This is a genomic window from Streptomyces sp. NBC_01288 (assembly GCF_035982055.1).
Lineage (GTDB): Bacteria > Actinomycetota > Actinomycetes > Streptomycetales > Streptomycetaceae > Streptomyces.
In genome coordinates this window covers 8,585,855-8,603,363 of record NZ_CP108427.1, presented here as the reverse complement: position 1 = coordinate 8,603,363, position 17,509 = coordinate 8,585,855, and the positions used below count along the sequence as shown (strand labels likewise).

Annotated in this window: 17 protein-coding genes and 2 tRNA genes; 5 read left to right on the top strand and 14 right to left on the bottom strand. The window is 69.8% G+C overall.

The annotated features are described in order from the left end of the window. Nucleotides 1–98: 98 nt before the first annotated feature. Both OG194_RS38755 and OG194_RS38750 read right to left on the bottom strand, forming a co-directional pair. Nucleotides 99–1,325 carry a hypothetical protein gene (locus tag OG194_RS38755; RefSeq protein ID WP_327405395.1) on the bottom strand — a complete coding sequence of 409 codons (1,227 nt, stop codon included), beginning with the start codon at nt 1,323–1,325 and terminating at the stop codon, nt 99–101. Then, the gene (locus tag OG194_RS38750; RefSeq protein ID WP_019059792.1) at nt 1,322–1,888 is read right to left on the bottom strand and encodes a DUF4365 domain-containing protein; all 567 of its coding nucleotides are present in this window, start codon (nt 1,886–1,888) and stop codon (nt 1,322–1,324) included. The genes OG194_RS38755 and OG194_RS38750 overlap by 4 nt, the downstream gene beginning before the upstream one ends. A gap of 181 nt (nt 1,889–2,069) precedes the next feature. On the opposite strand from OG194_RS38750, the gene OG194_RS38745 reads away from it, so the two are divergent. Beyond that, on the top strand, nt 2,070–2,798 hold the full coding sequence (locus OG194_RS38745) for a 3'-5' exonuclease (protein WP_327405394.1): 729 nt from the start codon (nt 2,070–2,072) through the stop codon (nt 2,796–2,798). A 60-nt stretch (nt 2,799–2,858) separates the two neighbouring features. Here the strand turns inward: OG194_RS38745 and OG194_RS38740 are convergent. Beyond that, a tRNA-Val gene (locus OG194_RS38740) sits at nt 2,859–2,930 on the bottom strand. 53 nt (nt 2,931–2,983) lie between these two features. Then, nucleotides 2,984–3,430: an SRPBCC family protein gene (locus tag OG194_RS38735; protein ID WP_327405393.1), complete on the bottom strand. Its 447-nt coding sequence runs from the start codon at nt 3,428–3,430 to the stop codon at nt 2,984–2,986. 102 nt (nt 3,431–3,532) lie between these two features. Between OG194_RS38735 and OG194_RS38730 the strand changes: the two genes are divergently transcribed. Next, nucleotides 3,533–5,920 carry an SCO7613 C-terminal domain-containing membrane protein gene (locus tag OG194_RS38730; RefSeq protein ID WP_442811694.1) on the top strand — a complete coding sequence of 796 codons (2,388 nt, stop codon included), beginning with the start codon at nt 3,533–3,535 and terminating at the stop codon, nt 5,918–5,920. A gap of 7 nt (nt 5,921–5,927) precedes the next feature. On the opposite strand, the gene OG194_RS38725 is transcribed toward OG194_RS38730, so the two are convergent. From OG194_RS38725 to OG194_RS38695, 7 genes are all read right to left on the bottom strand, one after another. After that, on the bottom strand, nt 5,928–8,663 hold the full coding sequence (locus OG194_RS38725; protein WP_327405391.1) for an exo-rhamnogalacturonan lyase family protein: 2,736 nt from the start codon (nt 8,661–8,663) through the stop codon (nt 5,928–5,930). 110 nt (nt 8,664–8,773) lie between these two features. Continuing rightward, nucleotides 8,774–9,364, bottom strand: a complete 591-nt coding sequence (locus OG194_RS38720) for a hypothetical protein (protein WP_327405390.1) — start codon at nt 9,362–9,364, stop codon at nt 8,774–8,776. Nucleotides 9,365–9,368: 4 nt separating this feature from the next. Further along, the gene (locus OG194_RS38715; protein WP_327405389.1) at nt 9,369–10,244 is read right to left on the bottom strand and encodes a carbohydrate ABC transporter permease; all 876 of its coding nucleotides are present in this window, start codon (nt 10,242–10,244) and stop codon (nt 9,369–9,371) included. An 8-nt stretch (nt 10,245–10,252) separates the two neighbouring features. Next, nucleotides 10,253–11,221 (bottom strand): carbohydrate ABC transporter permease, encoded by a 969-nt coding sequence (locus OG194_RS38710; RefSeq protein WP_442811693.1) that lies wholly within the window; start codon nt 11,219–11,221, stop codon nt 10,253–10,255. Further along, complete coding sequence (locus OG194_RS38705; RefSeq protein ID WP_327405388.1) at nt 11,221–12,507, bottom strand: ABC transporter substrate-binding protein; 1,287 nt, start codon at nt 12,505–12,507, stop codon at nt 11,221–11,223. Before OG194_RS38705 ends, OG194_RS38710 begins: the two co-directional genes overlap by 1 nt. Nucleotides 12,508–12,851: 344 nt before the next feature. Continuing rightward, nucleotides 12,852–12,923, bottom strand: a tRNA-Val gene (locus tag OG194_RS38700). 77 nt (nt 12,924–13,000) lie between these two features. Next, a complete protein-coding gene (locus tag OG194_RS38695) occupies nt 13,001–13,465 on the bottom strand; it encodes a TIGR02611 family protein (RefSeq protein ID WP_327405387.1) in 465 nt (154 codons plus the stop codon). A 191-nt stretch (nt 13,466–13,656) separates the two neighbouring features. Here OG194_RS38695 and OG194_RS38690 point away from each other — a divergent pair, with 191 nt between their 5' ends. Together OG194_RS38690 and OG194_RS38685 are read left to right on the top strand one after the other, a co-directional pair. Beyond that, nucleotides 13,657–14,070 (top strand): SsgA family sporulation/cell division regulator, encoded by a 414-nt coding sequence (locus OG194_RS38690; protein WP_004002642.1) that lies wholly within the window; start codon nt 13,657–13,659, stop codon nt 14,068–14,070. A 324-nt stretch (nt 14,071–14,394) separates the two neighbouring features. Next, nucleotides 14,395–14,955, top strand: coding sequence for a CGNR zinc finger domain-containing protein (locus tag OG194_RS38685; RefSeq protein WP_327405386.1), 561 nt, complete (start codon nt 14,395–14,397; stop codon nt 14,953–14,955). Nucleotides 14,956–15,037: 82 nt separating this feature from the next. Here the strand turns inward: OG194_RS38685 and OG194_RS38680 are convergent, their stop codons facing one another. Both OG194_RS38680 and OG194_RS38675 read right to left on the bottom strand, forming a co-directional pair. Beyond that, nucleotides 15,038–15,190 (bottom strand): hypothetical protein, encoded by a 153-nt coding sequence (locus OG194_RS38680; RefSeq protein WP_019059824.1) that lies wholly within the window; start codon nt 15,188–15,190, stop codon nt 15,038–15,040. A gap of 169 nt (nt 15,191–15,359) precedes the next feature. Beyond that, entirely contained in the window at nt 15,360–15,809 is a 450-nt protein-coding gene (locus OG194_RS38675) for a hypothetical protein (protein WP_327405385.1), read from the bottom strand. A 331-nt stretch (nt 15,810–16,140) separates the two neighbouring features. On the opposite strand from OG194_RS38675, the gene OG194_RS38670 reads away from it, so the two are divergent. Further along, on the top strand, nt 16,141–16,656 hold the full coding sequence (locus OG194_RS38670; protein ID WP_327405384.1) for a DsbA family protein: 516 nt from the start codon (nt 16,141–16,143) through the stop codon (nt 16,654–16,656). An 18-nt stretch (nt 16,657–16,674) separates the two neighbouring features. On the opposite strand, the gene OG194_RS38665 is transcribed toward OG194_RS38670, so the two are convergent. Continuing rightward, nucleotides 16,675–17,499 carry a GNAT family N-acetyltransferase gene (locus tag OG194_RS38665; RefSeq protein WP_327405383.1) on the bottom strand — a complete coding sequence of 275 codons (825 nt, stop codon included), beginning with the start codon at nt 17,497–17,499 and terminating at the stop codon, nt 16,675–16,677. Nucleotides 17,500–17,509: the final 10 nt, after the last annotated feature.

Sequence of the window (17,509 nt, the reverse complement as noted above, 5' to 3'; positions counted from 1 at the left end):
ACAGGGTGGATGCGGCGCCATACCGTGAGCGCGCGCAATAGGGGATCGTACCGACCCTAAGGGGCCCACCGCGAAACGGTTGCCGCACTCCCCCTCCCTCAGTCCTCCTCCCCGCTGCACGCCTCCTCGAAGAAGTCGAGATTCTCCTGGAGGGACTTCATCAGCCGGTCCCGCTCCGCCTCGTCCACCTGCACGGGTACGACCCCGGAGGCGCCGGTGAGCCGACGGAACCCGCCCCGGCTCTCCAGCCGCCCGTGCACCCGCACCGGCAGCCCGACGAGGTGGGCGTGCCCCGCTATCCGGTACGACTCCTCGTCCAGGGTCATCCGGACGTGCCCGACCTCGGCACCGGCGATCACCTGCATCCGTACCGTGCCCTCACCGCGCGGCCCCGACCTGCGCATCCGCACCACCGAGCCGGTGATCCGCACGGGCATGGCCGGTTCCTCGCGCAGATAGCGGGCCCCGGCCGCGCGCAGCACGGGCAGGTCGCCCGGCGAGAACTCGACGGCCTCGGCGGGCGCGGCACACCCCTCGGGGACACCCGCGCCGGGCGCCCACTCGACGGCGATCCGGGCACCCTCGGTGCCGCGCACGAGCGCGACGACGGCTTCGGTCAACTCCCGGCTGACGCCCGCTTCTACGGCCCCGTCGAAGGCGTCCATGCCGCCGGTGGCCCGCTCGTAGTCGATGGCCTCGCGGGTGGCGTAGAGGGCCTGGTGGAGGCGTACGGCGAGGGCGCGGCCGGTGTCGACGGGAACGAACGCGGTGAGTTGACGGCCGCCGGGTGCCGAGCCGACGAGGACGTGTTCCAGGGACGCGGCGGCGGGGCGGCGGTGGCGGGCGCCGTAGTAGCCGGCACGCGCGCGGGTGGCGAGTGCGGCGGCGAGCAGCATCTGGCGGGCGGCGGCGCGGAGTTGCTCTTCCACGGTCCAGGACGCGGCCCCTGCCGGTCCGGTCGGGATGTCGCGCCACCAGCGGATCTCGTCGCTCGGTACGGCGAGGCCGACGAGGACCTCGCGGGCGGAGGGGGTGTTGCTGCGGGCGAGCGCGTCGAGCGCCTCGCCGAGGAGGTCGTCGCTGTCGGGGAAGGCCCGGCTCTCGGGGACCAGCAGGCTGGTCCCCGAGCCGCCGGGCCCGGGTGGGGTCCAGCGGCCGTACCGTCCGGGCGCTCCGCCGCGCCGCTGCCAGCCGTGCCGGCGCAGCAGGGCGCCGAGGACGGCGGGGTCGACCTGGTCGGGCTCGGGGGGCCGTTCCCATGAGGTGGGGTCCTCGGGATGCGGTCGTACCGTCCGCAGGTGTTCCTCGACCGAGCGGTGCCTCATGGCCTGCCTCCCGTCCCGACCCGCGTCATGATCTCGCACAGCGCCCGGTCGTCGAAGATGCGCGAGGTCGGTATCCGCACGGTGGTCCGGGTCCTGCCGGTGATCGCGTGACCGGCGAGGTTGACCCAGTAGCAGCAGTGCCGCAGATCGAGCCGGTCGTGGCTGGCGCGCAGCCAGTCGTCCTGGGAACGCGGGACGAGCATCACGACCAGGATCTTGTGCACCGAGACCGGTGTGCGGGCGAGCTTGCGCAGATGGTCGTTGTCGAGCGTGAAGGAGAAGGAACGTCCCGGTGGATTCGGCGGGATCTGGTAAGTGCACTTGAGCTGCACCTTTATCGTGACCTCGTCGTCCACCGTGTGGCCGGGCGAGCCGTGACTGACGTGCCAGTCGATGCCGTTGTCCGGAAAGGGTTGCGACAGCGAGCAGCCGGCCGCGGCGGCGACGGCGTGCAGATAGCCCACCTGCAGTGTCTCCATGCAGGCGGTGGTGGCGAGCGATCCGCGCTGGGGTGCCGTCCGTTCGGGCAGCAGCCCGCCCCGCTCGGGCTGCGCTATCACCATGGCCAACAGCCTTCCAAGTTCAGGTGAATTGCTGTGCTGAATGCCTGATCGGGTCGCTGAACTGCAAAGACCCGCACTCCTGTTGTGTCCTTCCGGCGTACGGCGCAAACAGCCCGGGTATCACCAAACAGGCAGAAGACGGTACGTCAGCTGCCGTGGGTGAACGAGGAGTTGTGTACGTATGACGTGCTGGTACGAGGGCCCGTTGGCCGCGTTCGACACGGAGACCACGGGCGTGGATGTGGAGACCGACCGGATCGTGTCGGCCGCGATCGTCGTCCAGGACGCCCCCGGTACCCGTCCCCGGGTGGCCCGGTGGCTGGTGAACCCGGGGGTGCCGGTGCCCGCCGGGGCGACGGCGATCCATGGACTGACGGATGAGCATCTTCAGCGCAACGGCCGCTGGCCTGCGCCGGTGATGCACGAGATAGCCGACGAGCTGGCCGAACAGGCCGCGATGGGACGCCCGTTGGTGGTCATGAACGCACCGTTCGACCTGACCCTGCTGGACCGCGAACTGCGCCGCCACCGCGCGTGCTCGCTGGACCACTGGTTCGAGTCGACGGTGCTACAGATCCTGGACCCCCGGGTCCTGGACAAACACCTGGACCGCTACCGCAAGGGCCGCCGCACCCTCACCGACCTGTGCGCGCACTACGGCGTCACGCTGGACGGCGCCCACGACGCGGGCGCGGACGCGCTGGCCTCCCTGGAGGTCGTACGGGCCCTGGGCCGCCGCTTCGCCACCCGCCTGGAACGCCTGACCCCGGCCGAGCTGCACACCCTGCAGTCGACGTGGCACGCGGCCCAAGCACGCGGCCTCCAGGCGTGGTTCGCGCGCAGCGGCACCCCGGAGTCGGTGGACCAGTCCTGGCCACTGCGCCCGGGCCTGACGGCGGAGGCCGCATAAGCGGTCGGCACGTCGGCGCACAAAAAAGCCGGTCCGCTGCTGCGGACCGGCCTTTCCCGGTGGGCGATACTGGGTTCGAACCAGTGACCTCTTCGGTGTGAACGAAGCGCTCTCCCACTGAGCTAATCGCCCGGGAACGCACCGAACAATACAGGCCCCCGCCGGTTTCCTTCAAACCGCTTCCGTCAGACCGCTGCCAGGTGTGCGAGGAGCCCGCGCCGTCCGGCCCGCATCATCAGCGCGTGGTTGACACGGAACACCGGCCGCCCGGGTACGGCGAACCGCCTGAGCGACGGCCGGTTCAGGTCGACCTCCTGGTCGTAGCGGGCGAGCGTGCCGGGGCCGTCGGCCGTGAGCGTCCACCGCGCCCAGCCCACCAGGTCACCGGTCATCGCGATCTCCAGGACCCCGGCGGCCGGGTCGCGGCGCACTGCGCGCGCGGTGAAGGTCAAGACGTACGGCAGGCTCGCGCGGATGCGGATGACGCCGGTCGTGTCGTCGATCCGCTCGACCTCGCGCACCTGCGGCCACCAGCGGGGATAGTCCTCGGCCCGTTCCAGGAACGGGTACACGACGGCGGGCGGCGCGGGCAGGGACCACCGGGCGCGGAAGCGGTAATGGGTCCAGTCCATGGCGGGAGTCTGCCCGGTCAGGGGGCCGTCTCCCGATACCTGAGTACGTTTTGAGTACGTGCGCTCATGTCGTACCGCGTGACGGGCAGCACACTCCGAGACATGACCCACATCCCGCCTCCGGCCGTCGAGTTGCGGATCCTGGACGCCGAGCTGCACCAACTGGACGCCCGCCGCGCGCAGTTGCTGCACCGGCGCGCCTGGCTGCTGACCGTGCTCCAGCCGGCCCGGCCCGCGCCCATGACACCGGCGTTCGCCGCACCGCCCCGGCGTGAGGCCACCGCACCGAGCGTGCAGAACGTGCTGCTCCTGCTCGGCGCCACCCTGCTCACCCTCGCGGCGATCGCGTTCACGCTGGTCAGTTGGGGGAGCATGGGGATCGCGGGCCGGGCGCTGGTGCTCGGCGGGGTGACCCTGGCGACGCTCGGCGCACCCGTCGCGATGCTGCGCCGGGGCCTGCGCTCCACGGCCGAGTCGCTCGCGGGCCTCGGTCTCGTCCTGACGGTGCTGGACGCGTACGCGCTGCACGAGGTCGCCTTCCCCGACGGGGACGGCACGACGTTCGCGGCAGCGGCGACGACCCTGCTGGCCGCGCTGTGGGCGGCGTACGGCATCGGCGTGGCGGCGCTCCCGAGCCCGGCCGTCACCCGCACGGAGCCGACCACCGCGCGCACGCTCCTTCTGCCTCTCCCCTCGGCGCTCGTGGTCGCCCAACTCCCCTTGCTTCTCTGGGTGGTGGCGGCCGGTGGGGGCATCCGCACGGTCACGGCCGCGATGCTGGTGACCGCCGTGATGGACATGATGATCGCGCTCCGGGTCTCCCCGAAGGCCGTGCGCTTCGTCGCCGTCGGCGGAGCGTTCGGTCTGGGCGGCCTGGGCGTGCTGACGGCCGGCCTGATCTCCTTGTCCGCGGCCGGCCCGGGCGCCGCCGCCCGTGCGACGGCGCTCCTGGTGCTCGCGGCGGCGAGTGCGTTCGCCGCCGCGTGGCTCGTCCCGGGCCCGGGGCTGCGGACGGGTGCGGCCACGACGGGCGGCCTGCTCGTGGTCGCCACGCTCGGTGGCGTGCTCCGGGTTCCGTTGTCCTACGACTGGGCGGTTCTGGGCTATCTGGCCTGCGGGATGGGCCTGTTGGCGCTCCGCCGGGGCTCGCTGCCCGAGCCGGTGCGCCGCGGACTCGGCCTGGCCTCCGTCGGCGTACAGGGGATCGCGCTGCTGTTGACCCTGCCGGCCGTCGTCACCACCCTGTTCGGCCCGGCCGCGTGGGTCTCCCGCATCTGGTCCGGCGCGCCGGACGACGCGCGTGCCGCGGCGACGGTGGACATCCCGTGGCCGATGCACGAGACCACCGCTCCCCTGGTGCTCATCGCGGTCGCCGCGGTGCTGGCCCTCGCGGTCCGCAACACCGCGTGGCGGCCCCGGGCCCTGACCGCCGCCCTGTCCCTGGCGTGGGTGACGGCGATGATCGTCCCGACCGCACTGCAACTTCCTTACTCTGTCGGCCTGTTGGTGGACGGGCTCATCGTGGTGGCCCTGCTCTCGCTCACGCACCGCATCGCCACCGCCCTCGCTCTGTTCACCTCCCTCGTTCTCGCCGCCCTCGCACTTGCCTCCGAACCGGCCACGCTCGCCGTACTCGCCTCGCTGACCGCCCTGTTGGCGGGTGCGGCCCGGCGCGGGCGCCTCGCGCCGGTCTCCGCCGGCTTCTCCCTGGGCTACGCAACTGCCCTCGCCTGCGCGGCGGGTGCCGCCCTCGACTGGCAGCCGCAGCACATCGCGTTGCTGGTGCTCGCCGTACCGGTGACGGCCGCCCTGCTGGCCTCGCGCCTCACCGATCCGGTGACGACGCTGGTGGTCGAGATCTCGGGTGCCGTCGCGGGCGTACTGGCGATCGGTCTCGCGGGTGCCGAACTGCCCGTCCTGGCCCTGGTGTTGGCCCTCTGCGGAGTGATCGCGGCGGGCACGGCGCTACGGCCCGAGCGCAGGGGCGTCGGCTACGCGTCCGCCGCCCTGTTCGTCCTCGCCACCTGGGTACGGCTGTCCACGTGCAACGTCGGCAGCCCGGAGGCGTACACGCTGGCCGTGACCGTCCCGGCGCTGCTGGTGGGCGTGCTGCGCAGGCACCGCGACCCGAACGCCTCGTCCTGGACGGCCTACGGCCCCGGGCTCGCCGCCACGCTCGTCCCGAGCCTCCTCGCGGCCTGGGCCGACGCGCACTGGACCCGCCCACTGCTGCTGGGCGCAGCCGCCCTGCTGGTCACACTGATCGGCGCGCGGCACCGCCTCCAGGCACCGCTCCTCCTCGGCGGCGGCACCCTCGTGCTGGACACCCTGCACGAACTCGCCCCGTACCTCGCCCAGGCCGTCGGCGCCCTGCCCCGCTGGGCACCGCCCGCCCTCGCCGGAGTCCTACTGCTCGCACTCGGCGCGACGTACGAGCAGCGGATCCGGGACGCCCGGCGCGTGCGGGAGGTGCTGGGAAAGATGAACTAGCCCTGCGCTAGGGCATCTTGTCGCCGAGCAACGCCAGGTTCTCGATGGCGGCGAGGCCGTACAGCGCGGTGTCGTTCGAGGACACCCACGCGGCCTCGCTGCCCGGGACGAGCGTCACCGGGCCGGTCAGCGGCTCCGTCTTCCACGGGGACGACTCCATGTAACCGTCGGAGCTGTAGAACTTCGTCCAGGCCCGCTTGGCGAGCGTGGCGTCGTCGAGTTGTACGGCGGCGTAGGCGTCGAGGCGTGAGTGGCCCTGGAAGAGCAGCAGGGTGCCGAAGTTGGAGCCGTAGCGTGCCGCCTGTTCCGTCTTGGAGGCGTTGAAGTAGCGGCAGTAATCCATGTACACCTCCTTGAACTTGGGCATGTCGACGAGGTGAATCAGCTCCGCGCACAGCTCGTTGAGGCCGAAGACCGCCGAGAGGTGCGAGACGGAGACGACGGGCGCGGAGGCGACGGCGAACTTGCCGGTGTCGAGGTCGTACAGCCCGCTCCCCTGCACAAATCCGTTGGGCTGGGCGGCGATTGTCTCCATGGTCGACAGGACGCGCGCCTTGGCCTTCTCCCATTTCGGCCCCCTGCGCTCCCACTCGGTCAGCCACGCCGACACCAACCCGCTCCAGTCCGTGCCGAATCCGATCGACAGGGCGTGCCGGTCGGGGGTGTACGGCTCGGTGCGGATCTTGCGGATCGGGTCGAGGACGAGGAACGTCTCGTCGGAGTCGACGTTCGCCGCCATGAGGTCACCGACGCGTTCGTCGGCGGTGAGGAAGTAGTAGTAGCGCCGGTAGGTGGTGTTGGCGATGCGCTGCTGCTTGGCGCTGTCGGCGTAGTGCTGGACGCCGTGCCGGGTGCCCAGGCCGGCCCATTCGCCGAGGTGGTAGACGTCGACCTCGCCGGTGTGCCGGGTGAGCGACTCGGCGAAGCGGAAGATGTCCGAGCGGCCCGAGCGGATGTACGCGAACCAGAGCCAGATGTCCGGCGACAGCTCGGAGTTGTCCCAGGCGTAGCCGCCGACGTCGTACCGCCACTGGTGCCGCACGGTGTCGTAGGAGTGCATGAAGTCGCCGTAGTCCCAGAAGCCGTACCAACGGCGCTGAGCCACCTGGTCCTTGTAGTAGCCGAAGAGGAAGTCGAGGTGGTCCTCGATCTTCGCCTTGGCGGTGGTGGAGCGGTCGGGCTCGGAGTAGAGGCCTGGACCGAACACCTTGGACTTGATCAACTGCTGCGGTGGGGCGGCGAGTTGCGGCAACACCCGTACCGCTTCGACCTGTTGGGCGAGGGTCTCCGGTGTCGGCGTCGACTCGTCGGCCCAGAAGAGGAGTTCGGAGGTGCGGGCGATGCCGTACGGGGTGCCGAACTCGGGTTCGTAGTCCTCGTAGGTGATTTCGAGGCCTTCGAGCTGCTTGGCGTACGTGTCCTGGCCCATGCCGTCGTGGTAGAAGCGCAGGTCCATCGGCTGGGCCTCGGGCGACCAGAGCCAGAGGGTGACCTCGGCCTCGTCGGTGTGGGCGTCGCGGATGTCGAGCTGCGCGGGGAACTTCTCCCAGAAGTCCCGCAGCCCGAAGGAGAATCCGCCGCTGGCCCCGCCGACGTACCCGAATCCGGAGGCGTGTCCGCCACCGCCGGCGGGGATCCAGCCGTAGCCCTTCGTGGTGCGCTTGCGCAGGGTGAAGCCGTCGGCGGAGAGCTGGGCGAGGGTGTAGTCGCCCCACTTGGGGATGTACTGGAGGCGGCTCGTGACGCGCTGGTCCCAGGTCGACGGGTCGGCCAGTTTCCGGCCCGCGTACTGGGCCGCCTGGACGGTCGCGCCCGGGTCACGACGCAGGCCCGTGATGCCCTGAACCGCCTCGCGCAGCAGGCCGGTTCCTTCGCCGCCGATGCGGACGTGCCGGTCGTAGGCCGCGTCCCGCATCGGCACGGTGAAGCGGACGCCGAGCCCGCGGATGAAGTCGCCGCTCGCCTTGCCCGGTTCCACCGTGCCGTCGAAGGTGATCGTGTGGACCATGCGAAAGGAGTCGGCGCCCGCGTAGAAGTAGAGGCGGATCGAGAACGGCAGCCAACTCCGGCCGCCCTTGCGGTGTTTGCCGTCGATGCGGACGACGGCACGGACCGGCCCGTCCTGTTCGACGGTGACCTCGCCGATCACCCCGTCGAAGCGCTCGGTCTTCACCGCGCCCTGGTCCTCGTCCTCCATCTCGGGCTGGCGGATGAGGACGAGTCGGCCGTTCTTGGCGATCTCCGTGCCGCCCCGGGTGACCGACTTGATGAGGGTGGAGCCGTTCTTGCCGATCTTCGCGGTGATGACCCCGGTCGAGATGTCGATGGTGCCGCCGCTCTTGTCGACGGTGACCTTCTTGGCGGGGTCGGCCGCGTCCCCAGCGGTGAGGGTGAGCTTGCCGGAGCCCGAACTCACCGCGTGCGCCGTCCACTTGAGCGATCCGTCCGGCCAGTACGCGATCGGCCAGGACTGCACCGGCACGGCCGTACCCTCGGCGTCCGTCAGCGCGAAGGTCTGGTCCTCCTGGTAGGTGCCCATCGGCCACGGCACCCCGACCGTCGAACCGGGCGCGGCGCCGAGACCGCCGTCCTCCAGCCAGTCGAGGGTCACCGGGTCGCCGTCGGCCGCGACGGCTCTGGGTGCGGCCTGGGCATCCTTCGCTCCTAGCGCCCAGCTGAACTGCGCGGCGGCTCCGGCGACGGCGGCCGCCTTGAGCAGGGACCTGCGGGGAATGGGAGACATGACCTGTCCTTTCCGTGCGGGAAGCTTTCTTCAAATCCGTCTGGTCAGGGGCATGACAGATGGAGGTGCGACGCCGGAAGCGCGCCGACCTGATGCGAGGACACCGCCCGTCAGCGGTGCCGGTACCGCTCCTCCACGGCGACGGCCGCGGCGGCGACGGCTCCCAGCACGGGGACCGCCAACGGTGCGATGAGCAGGGCGGAACAGCCGACGAGGACCAGCCCGCCGACGAGCAGGAAGGAACCGGCGGGGTCGAGCACCGTACGGCGGCCGGCCTCGGCGAGCAGCGCCCGCCAGGTGTCCCCCGGCACCCAGACCGCCGCCGCCCGCATCCCGGCGACGACGGTCCCGAGCAACGCGAACACCCCGACGGCACCGACGAGTTGCCCACCGGGCAGCCCGGCGCGCACGGCCTGGACGTCCACCCATACGGCGGCCACCGCACCCCACCCGGTCACCCCGACGACCCACCCCCGGCGCACCGCCACCCGGAAGTCCGCGACGAACTCCCGCCAGCCTCCGCCCACATGACCGGTGCGTCGCCTCAAGTGCCGCGCCCCGGCGGCGAAGGCGGCGGGATAGGTGACAACTCCCGCCGACGCGACGGCGATCCACACCCCGGTGAGCAGACATTCGGCGAAGACCCCGAACCGCTCGGCGAAGACCGACTCCCTGCGTGCCTTCACGCGTGCTTCGGCCACCGTCTCAGCCCTTCAGTCCGGAGGTCGCCATACCGTCGATCAGGTACCGCTGGAAGGCGAGGAAGAACAGCAGCACCGGTAGCAGCGCGACGAGGGACATGGCGATCATGCCGCCGTAGTTCGCGGCCACGCCGTCGGAGTCGCGGAACATCATCAGGCCCAGTGAAACGGTGTATTTTCCGGGCTCGTTGAGGTAGATCAGCGGGCCCATGAAGTCGTTCCAGGCGTTGATGAAGGTGAAGATCGCGCTGGTGATGAGCGCGGGCCGGCACAGCGGCAGCACGATCGACCAGTAGATGCGCAGGTGCCCGCAGCCGTCGAGCCGGGCTGCCTCGTCCAGTTCCTTCGGCAGGTTGCGCATGAACTGCACCATGAGGAAGACGAAGAAGGCCTCGGTCGCCAGGTACTTGCCGAGCAGCAACGGGACGTAGGTGTTGACCAGTTGGAGCTTCTGGAACATCACGTACTGCGGGATCAGCAGCACGTGGTACGGCAGCAGGAGTGTGCCGATCATGAGGGAGAAGAGCAGGTTGCGGCCCGCGAACCGGATGCGGGCGAAGGCGTAGGCCGTCAGGGAGCAGGAGATGAGGATGCCGAGGACCGAACCGAGGGCGTAGAAAAGGGAGTTCTGGAAGAACGTCCAGATCGAGATGTCGGCGATGCCCTTGGCCAGGCCCTTGAAGTTGGCGAGGATCGGGTGCCCGGGGAAGAGTTGCAGGCTGTTGATGACGTCCTTGCTCGGCTTGAACGAGGCGCCGATGACCCAGACGACCGGGTAGAGGACGACGGCGAGGACGGCCAGCGCACCCACGTGCCAGACGAGCGAGCCGGTGCGCTTGCGGCCCAGCCCCGGGGACTTCGGGACAACGGTGGCACTCATGGAACGGCTCATCGGACGTCCTCCTCGTAGTGCACCCACTTCTTCTGCGACCAGAAGAGAACGGCCGTCACGAGCGCCACGGCGAGCAGCAGCATCCAGGCCATCGCGGACGCGAAGCCCATCTGGGCGTTCTTGAAGCCCTGTTGGTAGAGGTAACAGGTGTAGACGAGCGTGGCGTCGGCCGGTCCGCACTGGGAGTTGGAGACGACGTACGCGGAGCCGAAGATCTGGAAGGAGTGGATGGCCTCAAGGAGCACGTTGAAGAACAGCACCGGGGAGATCATCGGCAGCGTGATGTTCCAGAACCGGCGGAAGGGCCCGGCCCCGTCCATCGCGGCGGCTTCGTACAGCTCCCTCGGTACCTGCTTGAGCCCGGCGAGGAAGATGACCATCGGTGCGCCGAACTGCCAGACGGTGAGCGCGACCAGGGAGTAGAGGATCCAGTCGGGGTCACCGACCCAGCCGCCGACATGGGAGCCGAACAACGACTGCGTACGGTCCACGACGGCGCCGTCGGAGAAGAGCGTCCGCCAGACGAAGCCGATCGAGACGCTCGCGCCGATGAGCGAGGGGGCGTAGAAGGCGGCCCGGTAGAGGGCCTGGCCCCGGCGGCTCTGGGCGAGCAGCATGGCGACGCCGAGGGCGAGGAGCAGTTTCAGCGGGGTGCCGATGACGACGTATTTGGCCGTCACCTCGACCGACTTCTGCCACCTCGGGTCGTCGAACATCCGGGTGAAGTTGTCGAAGCCGATCCACTTCGGGCTGTCGAAGAGGTTGTAGTCGGTGAACGCGAAGTAGAGGGAGGCGACCATGGGGCCGGCGGTCAGCAGCAGGAAGCCGGCGATCCACGGGGACATGAAGAGGTAGCCGGCGAGGTTCTCGTGGCGCCCCCGCCGCTTCTTGGCGGCGGGGGTGGCGGAGCGGGTCTGCCGGGTGGCGGGCGGAGCGTCGTCGACGAGCGTCACGGCGGTTCCCATCAGGCGGAGAAGGCGGCCTGCGCCTCGGAGAAGAACTGCTTCACCGCGTCGGCGACCTTGGTCTTGCCCAGCGCCATGTCCCCGCCGATGCGGAGGAAGGCGGACTCGGCGGTGTCGGCGCCGGACGGGTGCGGGGTGATCGTCCCGAGGACACCGGCCTTGGCGGTGTCCACCTCGTACTGGGCGATCTCCTTCTGGACCGTGTCGGTCGGCTTGAACGCGTCGTACTGGTCGGTGGTCGCGAGGATGCCCCGGTCGTAGCCCATGATCTTGCCGACCGAGGGGTCATGGACCATGAAGTCGATGAACTGGGCGACTTCCTTCGGGTGCTTGGTGCGCGCGGAGCCGCTGAGCATCAGGGAGGCGAGGTACTGGCCGGTGTCCTTGCCGTCGGTGGTGGGGATCGGCGCGAGGCCGTAGTCGCTGGTGCCCTCCGCCGTGTAGCGGACGGTGAAGTTGTCCCAGGTGAATTCCGAGGCGCCGTGTCCGGCCGAGAGTGAGGACTTGGGGGTGTCCTGGGCGACGACCTTCGGGGAGGTGACGATGCCGGCCTTCACCCGGCCGTATCCGTCCGTCCACCACTCCGTCAGGTCCGACTCCTCGAAACCGAGGCCGTCCTTGGTGAAGAACGCCTTGCCGTTCTGCCGGAGGTAGAGGTCGTACAGGTACATGATGCTGAAGTAGCCCGTGTCCCCGGGGACTCCGGTCTTGTCGTGGATCGTCTTGAGGGCCTTGAAGTACTCGTCCCAGGTCCAGCCCGCCGCGGGGTCGACGCCCGCCTTCGCGTAGACCTTCTTGTCGATGACCAGCGCCATGGTGTTCGAACCGACCGGAACACCGAGCTGCTTGCCGTCGACCTCGCCGACCTTCACTACGCCCGCGCGGAAGTGATCGAGGCTCAGATTTCCCGCGTCGATCTGTGACCTGAGATCGAGCAGGACGCCTCTCTTGTCGTACTTCCGAAGAAATCCCACGGCGTTCTGGAATACGTCCGGTGGATTTCCGCCCGCGGCCTGCGTCTGGAACTTCTCCCAGAAAGAGGGATAGTCCTGAAAGTCCGTCTTCACCTTGATCTTCGGATACTTCTTCTCGAAGAGCGCGATGGACTGATTGATCTTTTTCGCCCGTTCCTCGGCACCCCACCACGAGTAACGGATCGTCACATTCCCGTCCGCGGACGTGCCGTCGCTCCCGCCGCATCCCGTCGCGGCCACCCCCAGCGTGACCGCCGAGACTCCGGCGGCCTTCAGGACCGTACGCCTCTCCACATTCGTGCGGGTTCCCATGATGGGCCCTCCCCGTAGCGTCGTTGCCACCTGCATGAATCGTTTCAAGTAAGCGCTTGCTGGCACAAGGTACGGAGGCCCTCGGGGTGCGTCAATGATTCGGACAGGATTTTCTTGTGAACCGGCTGAGCGCTACGACGGCCCCGCCGGACACGTTGCGGAAGCGACGGGACGGACACCGCAGGTGAGGCACGCGTGACCGGCCGGCCGAACAGGAAGCGGCCCGCCGCGCTCGGCTGCCGGGCGGCCGAAAAACGCCTGGGCGGCGGGGAGTCGACGGCGCGAACCGCTGACCGAACGACGACGGCCCGCCTGTGTGATCACAGGCGGGCCGTCGGTCCGGGTGGGCGATACTGGGTTCGAACCAGTGACCTCTTCGGTGTGAACGAAGCGCTCTCCCACTGAGCTAATCGCCCGGGCGCACGGAGAACATTACCCCATGTCAGCGGGTGCCCCGACCAGCGCCGGAAGGCCCCCAGAGGCCGTCAGCGGGTCACTGGTCCTTGATCTTCCAGGGCATCACGACGCCGAACTTCCAGATATAGATGCCGACCAGGGCGATCACGATCACCAGGCCGATCGAGGTCAGGACGATGTTGCGGCGGCGTACGGCCGGGTCGAGTGCGCGCTGTGCCGCCTCGGTGACCTTGCGTTTCGTCCAGCGGAGCACCAGCTGGGCCCAGACGAACTCGGTCGCCCAGATCGCCATGCCGCCGAAGATCACGACCCAGCCGGGTCCCGGCAGCGGCAGCATGATGATGCCGGCGACCACGACCGCGAGGCCGATGACGAAGACGCCGACCTGCCAGCTCAGGTGCAGCGCACGGCGTGCCTTGATGAATTCCGGCGCCTTGGAACCGAGCCCCTGCCCGTCCCGCGCCCCGTCCGCCCGCGTCTCGTCGGCCGCCCCGTCCGACGCCACGACAACCTCACCCGGCTCGTCACTCCCCGTATTCATACGGACAAACCCTACCCGAGGGAAACCAGTCACCGGAATGGCCCCACGGACCGATCGAGCCCTCGGCCGGAAGAGTTACGTAAAGGCACGCAAAACACTCAGAGGGGTTTACAACGGCACCGTAGGTGGCATGTCGATTTCGCCGACGTGCGAATCCCCGAGCGCACACTGAGCGAAAGGCCCTGGCGCTTATGAACACCACGGTCAGCTGCGAGCTGCACCTGCGCCTCGTTGTGTCGAGCGAGTCATCCCTGCCTGTCCCCGCAGGCCTGAGGTACGACACGGCCGACCCCTACGCCGTGCACGCCACCTTCCACACCGGAGCCGAGGAGACCGTCGAGTGGGTGTTCGCCCGCGACCTTCTCGCGGAGGGCCTCCACCGGCCCACCGGTACCGGCGACGTCCGTGTCTGGCCATCCCGTAGTCACGGTCAGGGCGTCGTCTGCATCGCACTGAGTTCTCCCGAGGGCGAAGCCCTGCTGGAGGCTCCCGCGCGGGCCCTGGAGTCCTTCCTGAAGCGGACGGACGCCGCTGTGCCACCTGGCACGGAGCATCGGCACTTCGACCTGGATCAGGAGCTGTCGCACATCCTGGCGGAGAGCTAGAGCTAGGTCCCACCAAGCCGCCCGGCGCCGTCCGAACTCGGGGAGACGGCTCGGGCACAGACAACCGCATAGGGCATACACCGGCGCCGTCGCCGCGATTCGTCGCGGGGGCGGCGCCGGTGCGCGTGGCACCCGCTCGCGCGACCTTCCGTGCTCCCGGCCGCGCGACTCTCCGTGGTCACGTCCGGGAGCACTCTCCCCGGTCCGGGGAACCGTGAGGGGCACCGTCCCGTTCTTAGAGACAGGGGGCCGCCCTCCGGGAAGCCACTACCATCGGCCAGCATCGGCGGGCGCCCGCCCGACCCCCAGGCCAGGGAGCGAAACGTGCTGATCACCCACGACACCCGGTGCGCCCTCGACACCGTGGTCGATCTGGTGAACACCGCACCGGAGGACGCCGCGGCGCCGGACGGACTGCAGGATGTCGCGCTGCTCGCGGATTTCGTACGAAACCACGAGATCAGCGATGTCGGGGCGCTGTCGGAGTTCGACCTCTCCGCCGTGCGCAAGATCCGCGGCCGGTTCACCGCGGTCTTCTCGGCCCCGGACCCCCGGACCGCCGCCGGGCTGATCAACGACCTGATCGCCGCCGCGGGCACCACACCCCGGCTCACGGACCACGACGGCTACGACTGGCACGTGCACTACTTCGCGCCCGGTGCCTCGGTCGCCGACCATCTCGCCGCCGACTGCGGGATGGCGCTCGCGTTCTTCGTGGTGGCCGGCGAGGAGGAGCGGCTGCGCCGCTGCGAGGCCCCCGACTGTCGGCGCGCCTTCGTCGACCTCTCCCGGAACCGCTCCCGCAGGTACTGCGACAGCCGGACCTGCGGGAACAGGCTGCACGTGGCCGCGTACCGGGCACGGCGCAAGGAAGCGGCAGGCTGACGCCCGGCACGAAGGAATCAGCGCGGAGGAATCGATGAGTTCGTGGCCCCCGGCGGGTGACGTCGGGGACCACGAGTACGGCTCACAGCATCAGCAGGTCGTGCAGCGAGGCCATGAGCAGCAGACACCCGATCACCGCTAGGAAGATCATCAGCGGTGGCTGGGAAAGGGCGAAAAGGCACCCGCGCGGCTCGTCCTTCGGCGGCGCGGCGTCGCTCTGTGTCGTGTCCAGCATCTCGCCGCGATGATGACGCAGCGGAGACCCCCGACGCGATCAACACGCCCGATAAGAGAGGGAGTTCGCCGAATTCCGTGTTGTCCGTTTCGGGTCGCGTCGAGTCCTGAACGCTTACCGGCGGACCCGGCTCACTCTGTGTCGTTTCAGTCCCGGTCCCGTCCGACCGTCATATGCCGTGCTTCTTGAGGATGGCCTCGATGTCGCTGAAGTCCTCCCCGCTCTGCGCACGGGGCGCGGCCGCGGGGCGGGTCGCCGGACGCTTGGCCGGTCCCAGGGAGGGTGCGGAGGCCGCCGGAGCCACCGCGTCCGCCTGTGTGGAGCCTCGGGCCGCCTTGCGTTCCTTGCGGGTGCCCCCACCGCCACGCCGGCGCTCCACGGCACGCGTGCCCGTGAAGAGTAGCCAGGCGCCACCCAGCACCACGAAACCCGCCCAGGCCGTAGGACTGAACGCGGTGTCGGCCGCCCAGCCGACGACCCCGGTCATCACCAGGCCGACCGGCACCAGCGAATACGCGGCGATACGGGCGGCGGAGAGAAAACGCTTCCGATACGCCGTGACCGCCGCGATGCCCAGGCCGGCCGCGGAGACGGCGGAACAGACGGTCTCGGCAATCATCCGGTCCTCCAGGCATCGTTCGGTCGGCAGATCTCGGTCGCGCCCGGTCCGGTCGGGCACGCTCGCTTCATGCAGGCGCCGGTCGGGCACGTTTCAGGTCGGGCAGCGTGCGGTCGATCGGGCAGCGTGCACTTCGTCCCTTCCATCCTGCACCGTCCGGTCCCCGGGAGGCCATGCCCCGGTAGGACATCAGGGACATCTCCGGGTCGCATCCTCCCCAGGTGCCGGTCGGCGTCGTACGGATGCGGCCCCTAGGTGACGGTCGGTGTCGTCCGCGCACGGCCCGTGGTCCCGGTTGGGAGAGGTGCGGCCGGGCTGGGAGACTGGGCGCATGAGTGACCTCCCCTCCGTGCGCACCCCCGTCCTCGACGTCTGGTGCGAGCTCCAGTGCCCGGACTGCGACACCGCCCTGGACGATGTACGCGCCCTGCGGGCCCGCTACGGCGACCGGCTGGAGGTACGGCTGCGGCACTTCCCGCTGGAGAAGCACAAGCACGCCTTCGCCGCCGCGCAGGCCGCCGAGGAGGCCGTAGAGCAGGGGCGGGGCTGGGACTACGTCGAGGCCGTGCTCGGCCGGGTCGCGGAGCTGGACCGTAGGGGAGAACCCTTCCTGGTCGAGGTGGCCGGTGAACTCGGTCTGGACGCCGAGGAGTTCGACACCGCCCTGATCGACGGCCGGCACATCCTGATCGTCGACGCGGACCAGGCCGAGGGCAAGGCCATCGGTGTCACCGGCACCCCGACGTACGTCATCGGCGGCGAGCTTCTCGACGGCGGCAAGAGCCAGGAAGGGCTCCGCGCCCGCATCGAGGAGATCGCCGACCGGTTGCTCGCCGGGGGTGAGTGAGCCTCGGAGAAGAGACGCTCAGAGCAGGCTCTTGTACAGGTGGTGGGTGACCGCCTCGTAGCCGAGTGACTCGTAGAGCCGCTCGGCCGGGGTGTTGCCCGCGAAGACGTTCAGCCGGATCGTCGGCAGACCCAGCGCGATGCCTTGTGCCTCGGCCAGGAGCATCAGGGTGCGGCCGTGGCCCCTGCCCCGATGGCGCGCGTCGGCCTCGACCTTGTAGACGAAGGCCTTGCCGTCACGGGGGCCCGTCCAGAGCGTGCCCACCACCTCCCCTTCGTGCTCCAGGACGCGGAAGGCCATGTTCGCGGTGGCGAGTCCGTCGGGCAGCAAGGCGGCGTTGCCCTCCACGGCCCTGGTCCGGGCCGCGGCCTCGGGTACCCCGCGCTCGACCAGGCTCCGCACGACGGACTCCCTGTCCGCCGCCTGCCAGGGGGCGAACTCGTCCTCGGTCATCGGCAGTGCCCGACTCCCCGCGGGCAGTTCGGGCGCGGTGTCACCGAGGGACTTCTCCATGTGGCGGTTGCGGACGACGTAGCCGAGGTTGGTCGCCATCTTTAGCGCCACCTCTGCCGCCGCGGGCACGGATGCCTCGATCCGCTCACAGCCCCAGCCCCGCGCCACCTCCTCGGCGGCGAGTGCGGCCACGGTGCCCCGGCCGCGCCGACCGTCCTGCTCTTCGATACGCAGGTCCAGGATCTGAGCCACCGAGTCGCCGAAGAACGGACTCGTGCCGAGGTGTATCGAGCCGACGGGACGGCTGTTCACACACACCTGGTAGCGGCGTGAACGTGTCCCGTCGGCCTCGCGCTGAAGCGGCTCGGTCGGCCGCAGGGTCGTGGTCATCAGGTGTGTT

Coding starts and splice junctions, on each gene's coding strand:
- OG194_RS38670 (WP_327405384.1), top strand. CDS start 16,141: ATGAGTGACCTCCCCTCCGTGCGCACCCCCGTCCTCGACGTCTGGTGC.
- OG194_RS38755 (WP_327405395.1), bottom strand. CDS start 1,325: ATGAGGCACCGCTCGGTCGAGGAACACCTGCGGACGGTACGACCGCAT.
- OG194_RS38705 (WP_327405388.1), bottom strand. CDS start 12,507: ATGGGAACCCGCACGAATGTGGAGAGGCGTACGGTCCTGAAGGCCGCC.
- OG194_RS38730 (WP_442811694.1), top strand. CDS start 3,533: ATGACCCACATCCCGCCTCCGGCCGTCGAGTTGCGGATCCTGGACGCC.
- OG194_RS38725 (WP_327405391.1), bottom strand. CDS start 8,663: ATGTCTCCCATTCCCCGCAGGTCCCTGCTCAAGGCGGCCGCCGTCGCC.
- OG194_RS38675 (WP_327405385.1), bottom strand. CDS start 15,809: ATGATTGCCGAGACCGTCTGTTCCGCCGTCTCCGCGGCCGGCCTGGGC.
- OG194_RS38710 (WP_442811693.1), bottom strand. CDS start 11,221: ATGGGAACCGCCGTGACGCTCGTCGACGACGCTCCGCCCGCCACCCGG.
- OG194_RS38745 (WP_327405394.1), top strand. CDS start 2,070: ATGACGTGCTGGTACGAGGGCCCGTTGGCCGCGTTCGACACGGAGACC.
- OG194_RS38750 (WP_019059792.1), bottom strand. CDS start 1,888: ATGGTGATAGCGCAGCCCGAGCGGGGCGGGCTGCTGCCCGAACGGACG.
- OG194_RS38735 (WP_327405393.1), bottom strand. CDS start 3,430: ATGGACTGGACCCATTACCGCTTCCGCGCCCGGTGGTCCCTGCCCGCG.
- OG194_RS38715 (WP_327405389.1), bottom strand. CDS start 10,244: ATGAGTGCCACCGTTGTCCCGAAGTCCCCGGGGCTGGGCCGCAAGCGC.
- OG194_RS38680 (WP_019059824.1), bottom strand. CDS start 15,190: ATGCTGGACACGACACAGAGCGACGCCGCGCCGCCGAAGGACGAGCCG.
- OG194_RS38665 (WP_327405383.1), bottom strand. CDS start 17,499: ATGACCACGACCCTGCGGCCGACCGAGCCGCTTCAGCGCGAGGCCGAC.
- OG194_RS38690 (WP_004002642.1), top strand. CDS start 13,657: ATGAACACCACGGTCAGCTGCGAGCTGCACCTGCGCCTCGTTGTGTCG.
- OG194_RS38695 (WP_327405387.1), bottom strand. CDS start 13,465: ATGAATACGGGGAGTGACGAGCCGGGTGAGGTTGTCGTGGCGTCGGAC.